Genomic DNA, 8,553 nt, shown 5'->3' with positions numbered 1-8,553 from the left:
CAAGTGCGGCGAGTGCGGGGTCGGATTCGGACAGTAGATCCAGCAGTGTGCTGCCGGGGGCGATGGCGTCGAGGTAACGCAGCACCTGGCCGATCGCCAGCCCGGGGTCTCCGCACTCGATCCGGTAGGCGGTGTTGCGCGACAGGCCTGCACGGAGCGCGGCATCGGTCTGCTTGATGCCACGGGCGAGGCGTAGTCGTGCCAGGCGGCGACCAATCTGTGTGGCTTGATCCAGCAGGTGGGGGGTAGGGCGGCGGATTGCGAGATTTTCATGATTGTGAAATCGAGCGCAGAGGATTTTATGTTCGAAATTACGAGCAGGCCGAAGGGCGGTGCGTCGTTTGTCAGGCTGAGCTGACATGACGGACGGCGGGTTGCGCTATCCGGCCGAGGCTGGCTGTTCGAGATTGGCGGGCCTGGAAAGACCGGTCGTCAGATCCGAGGGGCATGGCGACGCGTATCTGGCGCTGGACGAAATCGAACGCGGGTGGGGCGGCGGTTGGTTTGTGTGCCGGGGGAATGTAATGCCGGTCGAGTGCTCGAAGGCGAGCGTCTATAATCGCAGCCAGGCTTCATCTGGCTGCGACGCGGGACTCTCAGTTTCATGCACATACTCAATGCGGTTTATGGTGACTCCACCGGTGGGCGATGGGGTGCGACGCTCAAGACGGCGGAGCTCCTGGCTGGCCGCGGGCATCGTGTGACGCTGCTGATCGCGCCAGAGGATGCGGACAAGGTGCCCGACTACGGACAGGCGAACATCGACGTGGTGACCCTGCGCAACTCGGGTCATTACGATCTGCTCGCGAGCTTCCGGGCTCGCCGATTGATCCGTGCCCGGGGTGTCGATGCGATCGTCGCCCACAGTGGTCGGGCGATCTACATGCTCAAGCGCGCGGCGCCGTCCGGCGTGCCGGTGATCGCCTTCAACCACAGCCACAATATCAAGCGCACGCTGAAAGCAGACGCGTTCTTTTGCATCACGCCCTACATGAAGCGGATCGTCGATGCAGCGACAGGAGGGCAAAAGCCGGCTTTTGTGATCAGCAATGCGGTGCAGGTGCCACCGCTGGACGTGTTGGAGGTGCGCAGCAATGACGCGGCTTTTAGCGTCGGCGCGATCGGACGCATGGTGCCCAACAAGGGGTTTCAGCATCTGGTTGCTGCGCTGGGCCTGTTGGCTCGGGAGGGCATGCAGTTCCGGGCGACCATCGCCGGGGATGGCGAGCTGCGCACGACGCTGATGGCGCAGGCCGAGGCGCTGGGCATTCGCGACCGCATCGACTTCCCGGGCTGGATCGGTCCTGAGGACAAGGCGTCGTTCTTCAACGGTTTCGACGTCGTGTGCTTCACCTCCGAATGGGATGTCCAGGGCATCACCATCCTCGAGAGCTTTGCCTGGCGCAAGGCCTTGATCGGCACGGACGTCGATGGCCCATCGAGTTGCTACGAGGACGGTGATACGGCCTTGGTCGTCCCGCCCATGGACCCCGCCGCGCTGGCGCGCGCCCTCCGGCGTTTGCATGATGATCCCAGTCTGCGTGGACGGCTGGCGGCAAAAGGTCGCGAACAGGCGGAGCGCAGCTATTCCGATGAAGTCATCGCGTCTTTGCTCGATCGTCATGTCTGCGACGTGGTTGCGCGAAGTCATGGTGCCAGAGCGAGGGCGCGAGCATGAGGATAGAAAGCGCAGTGCGCCTTTCGGCGTCTCGGCTTCGAGAGTTCGTCACGATAAAGCGGTTCTGCATGCGCTGCATGAACGATGATTCGACGTCCTGAGTCGGGGGCTGACTGTGGATTTCGTCACTTACATCATTAACCTGGCTGAGGCGCACGAGCGCCGTCGGCGAGTGTGGAGCCACCTCGCGGATCTTGGCCTTGATTCCCCGGTTGTCATCGATGCTGTTCGCGGTAGCGCACTTTCTGCTGGCGAGCGTGCGCTGCGAGCAGACGATGCTCGATCGGTGCGTCGCTATGGACGCGTGCTCACGGCCGGCGAGCTTGGATGTGCCCTGAGTCATGTTCGCGCCTACGAACGGCTACTCGCTGGCTCGGACGATTCCGCGTTGATTCTGGAAGACGATGCCGTCCTGCTTCCGGACGTCCTTCCGCTTCTTCGCAGTCCGCAGGTTCGAGACTGGTTGTTGCAGCCCAGGCCGCGGTTGTTACTGTTGACGCCCATCCGGGCGTTCCTCAAGCGCGGCGCACGCAGCCTTGAGCTGGGCTACCGCTTGGTGAGGGTTCGCCGCGCTTGGGAAGGGTATGGCTACGTGGTCAACCGTGCAGCCGCGGAAGCAATGCGGCGGGTCAATTCGCCAGCCTGGTTGTCAGCGGACGATTGGGTGGCGTATCGCAAGCTAGCCGGTGTGGAGCTTGGAGGATTGGACCCGTTCTGTATCGGCTACCTTGAGACAGCCCCCTCGCAGCTGGAGCACGACAGGCGTCAGGTCGAAGTGGCTTCGGGCAGGTCGCGCAAACTTGTTTCACGTCTTGATAAATGGGGAAGGCAGATCACTGACGCGATTTACTACCGCCCTATCTGGGGGCTTGGGCAGCATCGGATGCCGTCTGGTTGGCCAGCGAAGCGCGTCTGAATTGCTCGGCCTGCAACATTGTGGCGAGCATGACGAAGGCCATCATGAAGCGGTGATGGTTGAGTACGGTTTCAGTTAAACCTTCGACGAGGATGATGAGGACTGCAATCGTCATTATGTGCCTTGCCTCACCGGTGAGCCTTCCGAAAGCGCCGTAGAGGAGCGCAACGAGTGCAGCCAGGCCGACGAAGCCAAAGGTTGCGGTTTCGTTGATGTACAGGTTGTGAAGGTGGTCGTACCGTGTGAGGACCGATTTGTTGAGTCTGTTCTTTTCCATGAACTCGCGCGCAAAATCGAGTCGCCTCGTAACGTCAGGGCCAAGGCCGAATAAAGGGCGCTGCGAAATGATATATAGCCCCGCATGCCACATCTGTATCCGGTGGCCGAAAGATGTTTCGAGATTGCCCTTGCTGAGTCGGCTGTATTCCGAGTGAGTCTGCTCGAAGCGCTTCTGAACCGCCGGGACTTGAGATGCGATTGCCGCCATGATGGCAAGCGAAGCGCAGACAGCGAGCGCAACGCTCTTGAATGGAATTCCGAATCGCTTGATTTGGCGATACCCAATGTAGGTGAAGCACACGATGAGCGCCGGATACAGGCCACGCGTGCCTGACAGCAGAACGCCGATCAGGCCCGCGATCACTCCTGCTCCTAGCACGGCGCGCCACATGTGTGTTTTCGCAATTGTCGCGAAATACAATCCCGCCATGCTCATCAGGGCCAGGAGACTGCCGTAGGCAATTGGATGATGGCCTGCCTGCGCTCTGGAAGCACCATCTATCAGCACTTCCTGCATGCCCACAACGCCGCCGATGATGCAACCGGCCGCGAGCCCCGCCCACACGGCTTCGATGCGGAACCCATACCGTGACAGGTAAAACACGATGGGGATGGCGCCGAGATAGCGTGCGGGGGGGTCGATACGGGCATCGAGGCCGCCATCGATCAGTCGGTAGATGATCTGATAAGCGCAATACGCACCGAGGCCGATCAGCCACGGGGAGACCTGCTTCCAGACTGTTGGCACTGTCCGCATCGTGAGCGGCAGTGTGACCAGGCTGAGCGCGAGCAGGGTGCTCGTTGCATATGAGGTCTTGGGCCCGGTGATTAGGAAAGTGAAGAACCAGAATACGAGTGCAGAGTTAGTCCAATGTAGGGCGCGCTCAAACGGACTCGAAAAATGAGTGGGTAGATGCTGGCTGGCGAGCATTTATTCGGAAGTTTCAGTTTTGGGATGAATCTTCGTGACCGAACCGGACGGGCCATGTCGGCCGATCAAATTGACCACTTTGTATCGTGTTCGATAGATGAGATAGCGCAAGGGATGCCTGACAAGCTTTTGCCAGAAAAACTTTGGATAGAGGGTGATGAGCTTTGCCTCTGACAGGCGCTTGCGGAACTTCCCTTGAGCGCGAACTTGGGCTTTCGGGCGATGCTTTCGGTATTGGATGACGGGTCGCGGGAGATATGCCCCCTTCCAGCCGTAATGCCAAAGGCGGATAAAAAGCTCCCAGTCTTCGCGCAGATCGAATCCGCGGTCGAAGCCACCCACTGCGTTGAATGCGGCGAGCCTGATCAGCGCGCTGGTTTGGATGTAGTTCTCACGACTCAGGGCCTTGGAATCGAAAGCTTGCGAGCTGAAGATGGTGTTCTTTTCACCGAAATACTGCAGTTGGCCGTAAGCGAAGCCTGCCGCAGGCTCTTCAGCTTCCAGTCTCGTCTGCAGGACTTCGAGCGAGTCGGGGTAGAGCAAATCATCGGAGTCGAGGAAAAGTATGTATTCGCCGCGCGCATATTGGGCTGCGTTGTTACGGGCGGTCGATACCCCTTGGTTCTGCTGAGCGAGGACTGTGATCGGATAGCGCTGCGCGATTTCCAGGCTGTCATCCGTCGAGCCGTCATCGATGAAGATGACCTCGACGTGGGGGTAAGTCTGCGCCAGGACAGATTCGATGGTTTCTGCCAGGTAGCGGCCATAGTTGTAATTGGCGATGACGACGGAAATGAGGGGGCTCATCGGGCGTTAGGCATAAGTGAGATTATTTTTATTGAGCAGGTCGCAAAGTACGTGGCTGATCACGCGATTCGAGTAGTGCGCTTCGTAGCTTGCGCGCGCGGCCTTGCCGAGTGACGGCAGTTCATCACGCCGCTGATGGAGCCGCAGCACGGCGTCGCAGATGCTACCCGGATCACCGGGTTTGGCCCACAACAAGCCATGCCCTTCGTTCGCACGCAGGTCCGGCAGGAAGGCCGGCGTCGCCGCCGTAATCACCGCCCGTCCGATCGCCAGCCCCTGGTACACCTTGTTCGGAATCACCCGCAGCGCCTTGTCGCTGGTGCCAAAAATGCCGAGGATGGCGTCGGCGCTGGCGAGCCGGGCAGGCAGTTCGGGTAGCGGACCCCAGCCCTCGAAGCTGACGCGGTTGGGGCCGGTGGCGCCGGCTAGCGGGGCGAGCAGGCGCTCGCAGTCGGCCTTCATCGGGCCTTCGCCGATCAGGCGCCAGTGGGTGGGCGGGCCGTCGTACTGCAGGATGGCCTGGGCCAGCACGTCGACGCCCTGCAGGCCGATGAAGGTGCCGAAGAAGACGAGCTCGAGCGGCGCGTCGGCGGGTTTCTGCAGCCAGGGCTGCGGAGTGAACAGCGCCTCTTCGGCGCCGACCGGGATCACGCGGATGCGTTCGCGCGCCACGCCGTGATTGGCGTGGAAGTAGTCGGCGTGGCCTTCGGTGTCGGCGATCAGCCAGTCGGGCAGGTTGAACAGGCGCGACTCCCAGGCGAGCAGCTTGTGCGCCTTGGCGCTGTCGGCGGCGAACTTGTGCTTCTCGTGGACCTGCTTGTCGTAGGCACTGATGAGCGGGTCGAACACCAGCGGGATGCGGTGGCGGCGGGCGTAGCGCGCGGCGGCGGCAAGGTCGCGCTGACGGAAGCAGGGCACCCAGACGAGGTCTGGGTGCGGGCCGCGGCGCAGGGTATTCCGAAGGGCGTATTCGATGTCGGCGGTGGCCGAGAGCGTGGGCAGGAAGCGGCTGAGCTCGCAGCCGAGGCTGCGCAGCACCGATTCGATGACGCGGTTGCGCGGGTAGTCGGGGCCGTAGTTGCCGTAGCGGCCCCAGATCAGCACGTTCTTCTTCATGCGGCGGAGCGCTCCAGCAGCGGCAGCACGACTTCGGCGATCTCGGCCTGGACGTCCGGGATCGCCGCCGTGCGCGACGGAAAGGCGGCGTCGGCTAGTCCGGCGATCGGAGTGCGCGCGAGGAGCCCGCGTTCGACATAGCCCTGCAACGCAGCGCCGTCGTTGGCATTGGGTTGGGCGACGGCGGGCGCGACCGAGAGCACCGGCCGGCCGGAGTAGAGGCTTTCGGCCACCATGCTGAGGCTGTCCTCGGTGACCACGATCGCCTGCGCGGCGGCGAGGAAGTCGCGCATCACCTTGCGCGGCGCCTGCGACCACCACACGGCGTCGGCGAGGAGTTCGGCGGGCAGGTTCTCGCGCAGCAGGGTCTCGGCGGCCGCGCCGGTGCGGCGGGAGGTCGTCAGCAGCAGGCGCGCGCCCTCGCGCCGGGCAAGCGTGGCGAGGCCGTCGGCGAAAGCGCGCCAGTCTTCATCATTGAAGGCGTAGCCGGCGCCGTCGCCGCCGATCAGCACCGCGATCAACCGCTCGCCGCCGGGCGCTGCGGGCAGCGGACGGGCGAGCTCGCCGGGTACCGGCGGCAGCGGCAGCACATGGTTGCAGGCCACGCCCAACGGCACCACGCTGAACACGCAGTCGAACGCGGCCGGGTCGTAGCCCTTGAGCGTGCCGCTATAGACGTTCGGCACGCGGTGCAGGCGGGCGAGCAGGGCGTTGGCGAGCAGGGTGTTGGCGCCGGAGGAGACGATCAGCTCGGGCCGGCCCGGGGGCGGCGCGACGCCGTAGATGCGCCGGAACCAGGCCGCCGCGTCGCGGATGCGCGGCAGCGCGAGGCGGCCGAGGCGCTTCCACAGCGTGCTGCGCACCTTCAGCTCGACCGTCGTGACCTCCACGGCGCGCCGGGTGGCGAGCGCGTCGACGATGCCGCGGCTCTGGCTGAGGTGGCCGGGTGCGCCGTCGCTGAGCAGCCAGACGTTGATCGGGCTCACTTCCTCCACCCCCGCTTGCCGCCGCGCATGCGCATCACGAAGGCCAGCATGTTGTCCTTGCCGCTGACCTTGATGCGCTTGAGCTGCAGCGGATCCGGGCGCGGGGTGCGGGCGTCGATGCCGTCGATGGTGGTGACCGCCGTCGTGTAGCCGGCTTCGCGCGCCAGGGCCACGTCCTCGTCGCCGTAGATCCCGAAGGGATAGGCGAAGCTCGCCACCGCCTGTCCGGTCTGCGCCTGCAGCAGGCGGCGGGATTCGACCAGTTCGCGGCGCTTGTCGTCCGCGGCCGTGGTGCGCAGGTTGATGTGGGTGAGCGTGTGCGAGCCGATCTCGATGCGGCCGCTTGCAACCAGGCGCTGGAGTTCCTCGTCGCTGAGCTTGGGCTCGCGCGTGAGTTCGCCCGTGTCGTGGTGCGCCTTCTTGGCGGTGGACCAGTCGCGCTCGTGGCGGTCGACGACCATGTAGATCGTCGCCTTCGCGCCGTATTTCTCGAGCACCGGCAGCGCGTTGTGCAGGTTGTCGGCGTAGCCGTCGTCGAACGTGATCGCGACGCTCTTCTCGGGCAGCGTGTCCCACTGTTCCCAAAGTTCGCTGACGGTGAAGAAGTACCAGCCCTCGCGCTGTAGCCAGGCGAGCTGGGCCTCGAAGCGCTCGGGCGTCACGCGCAGACCGTTGAATTTCGCGCCCGAACGGTGCGGGCTGACCATGTGGTACATCAGCACGCGCGGATGGCGCCAATCCACTGGTCGACGCCACCAGGCGTAGCGGTTCGAGAACCAGCCGGCGGCAAGCACCGCGCCGAGGACGAGCCACAGGGTCATGCGAGTGCTCCGTACACCGCCAGCGTCTGCGCCTGCATGCGTTCCAGCAGGAAGCGCGTGTTGAGCTCCACCACCGGTGTCCGCCCGGCGACCACGTCCGCCGCCCGCGCCGTGGCGGCCGCGACATCGCCCTTCGCCACCGCCCCATGCGGAAACAGCTCGCCGAGAATCTCCGCCACCCCCCCGTGCGCATACCCCACCACGGGCCGCCCCATCGCCAGCGGCTCCAGCACCGTGCGCCCGAACGATTCCGGCGTGCTCGACAGGCTCAGCACGCAGTCCGAGATCGCATAGATCTCGCGCACGTCGCTGCGGTGCCCGGTGAACACGATGCGCTCGCCCAGGCCTTCCGCCTGCACGCGTTCGCGGATCTCCTTTGCATAGCCCGGCCGCTTCGGGTCCTCGCCGCCGACAATCAGCCCGGCCACATCCAGCCCTTCCGCGACCAGCTTGCCGACCAGGGTGATGAAGTCGTGATGGCCTTTCAACCTCGTCAGCCGCCCCGGCAGCGTCAGCACCTTGCGCCCGGCAATCTGCGGAAACTCGGCGTGGAAGCGCGCCAGCCACTCATCCGCCGGCTGGTAGTCGCGCGGAAACTCCGCCGGATCGATGCCGCGCGGGATCACCGTGATGCGCTCGTCCGCCAGGTGCGGCCAGCGACTGGGCGGGTAGTGCGTGCGGAGGTAGTCGCGCACCGTGTCGCTGACCGCGATCACGCGCTCGCCCGCACACATGATGGCGCTGTAGCGGCTGACCGAGTGCATCCCATGTACCGTGGTGACGAAGTGCGGCCGGGCGTTTACCGGCATGCTGCGCCACGCGAGCCAGGCCACCCAGGCGGGCAGGCGCGAGCGGGCGTGGACGATGTCGAAGCGCTCCTGCTCGAAGAGCGTGCGCAGCGCGCGGTACTGCAGGAAGGTGGCCGGCGACTTGCGGCCGAGGTCGCGCGCGATGTGGCGTGAGCCTTCGCGCTGCAGTTGCTCGACCAGCCGCCCGCCCTTGGACAGCACTACCGATTC

Annotated in this window: 9 protein-coding genes; 2 read left to right on the top strand and 7 right to left on the bottom strand. The window is 64.4% G+C overall.

The features are described 5' to 3' along the window. A partial coding sequence (locus KBA32_RS15395) for a helix-turn-helix domain-containing protein (protein ID WP_294360732.1) occupies nt 1–361 on the bottom strand: 361 nt, incomplete at its 3' end. A gap of 243 nt (nt 362–604) precedes the next feature. Here KBA32_RS15395 and KBA32_RS15390 point away from each other — a divergent pair. Continuing rightward, complete coding sequence (locus KBA32_RS15390; protein WP_294360730.1) at nt 605–1,678, top strand: glycosyltransferase; 1,074 nt, start codon at nt 605–607, stop codon at nt 1,676–1,678. Between the two features lie 115 nt (nt 1,679–1,793). Beyond that, entirely contained in the window at nt 1,794–2,594 is an 801-nt protein-coding gene (locus KBA32_RS15385; protein ID WP_294360728.1) for a glycosyltransferase family 25 protein, read from the top strand. On the opposite strand, the gene KBA32_RS15380 is transcribed toward KBA32_RS15385, so the two are convergent. The 6 genes from KBA32_RS15380 to KBA32_RS15355 form a co-directional block, all read right to left on the bottom strand. Next, entirely contained in the window at nt 2,536–3,804 is a 1,269-nt protein-coding gene (locus tag KBA32_RS15380; protein WP_294360726.1) for an O-antigen ligase, read from the bottom strand. The genes KBA32_RS15385 and KBA32_RS15380 overlap by 59 nt on opposite strands. Continuing rightward, nucleotides 3,805–4,611, bottom strand: coding sequence for a glycosyltransferase (locus KBA32_RS15375; protein ID WP_294360724.1), 807 nt, complete (start codon nt 4,609–4,611; stop codon nt 3,805–3,807). It lies immediately after the preceding gene. 6 nt (nt 4,612–4,617) lie between these two features. Next, nucleotides 4,618–5,727, bottom strand: coding sequence for a glycosyltransferase (locus KBA32_RS15370; RefSeq protein WP_294360723.1), 1,110 nt, complete (start codon nt 5,725–5,727; stop codon nt 4,618–4,620). After that, entirely contained in the window at nt 5,724–6,713 is a 990-nt protein-coding gene (locus tag KBA32_RS15365; RefSeq protein WP_294360721.1) for an ELM1/GtrOC1 family putative glycosyltransferase, read from the bottom strand. Before KBA32_RS15365 ends, KBA32_RS15370 begins: the two co-directional genes overlap by 4 nt. After that, nucleotides 6,710–7,534 carry a polysaccharide deacetylase family protein gene (locus tag KBA32_RS15360; protein ID WP_294360719.1) on the bottom strand — a complete coding sequence of 275 codons (825 nt, stop codon included), beginning with the start codon at nt 7,532–7,534 and terminating at the stop codon, nt 6,710–6,712. The genes KBA32_RS15365 and KBA32_RS15360 overlap by 4 nt, the downstream gene beginning before the upstream one ends. Beyond that, on the bottom strand, nt 7,531–8,553 hold a 1,023-nt coding region (locus tag KBA32_RS15355), incomplete at its 5' end, for a glycosyltransferase (RefSeq protein ID WP_294360717.1). The genes KBA32_RS15355 and KBA32_RS15360, both read right to left, overlap by 4 nt.

This window comes from Propionivibrio sp., from assembly GCF_017995515.1.
In the GTDB taxonomy this organism is placed as follows: domain Bacteria; phylum Pseudomonadota; class Gammaproteobacteria; order Burkholderiales; family Rhodocyclaceae; genus Propionivibrio.
Note: the sequence above shows the minus strand (reverse complement) of the source record. Positions and strands in the feature narration are given on the sequence as shown.

Bases quoted from the DNA above. Each gene is read 5' to 3' on its own strand.
- KBA32_RS15390 (WP_294360730.1), top strand. From the start codon at position 605: ATGCACATACTCAATGCGGTTTATGGTGACTCCACCGGTGGGCGATGG.
- KBA32_RS15380 (WP_294360726.1), bottom strand. From the start codon at position 3,804: ATGCTCGCCAGCCAGCATCTACCCACTCATTTTTCGAGTCCGTTTGAG.
- KBA32_RS15375 (WP_294360724.1), bottom strand. From the start codon at position 4,611: ATGAGCCCCCTCATTTCCGTCGTCATCGCCAATTACAACTATGGCCGC.
- KBA32_RS15370 (WP_294360723.1), bottom strand. From the start codon at position 5,727: ATGAAGAAGAACGTGCTGATCTGGGGCCGCTACGGCAACTACGGCCCC.
- KBA32_RS15360 (WP_294360719.1), bottom strand. From the start codon at position 7,534: ATGACCCTGTGGCTCGTCCTCGGCGCGGTGCTTGCCGCCGGCTGGTTC.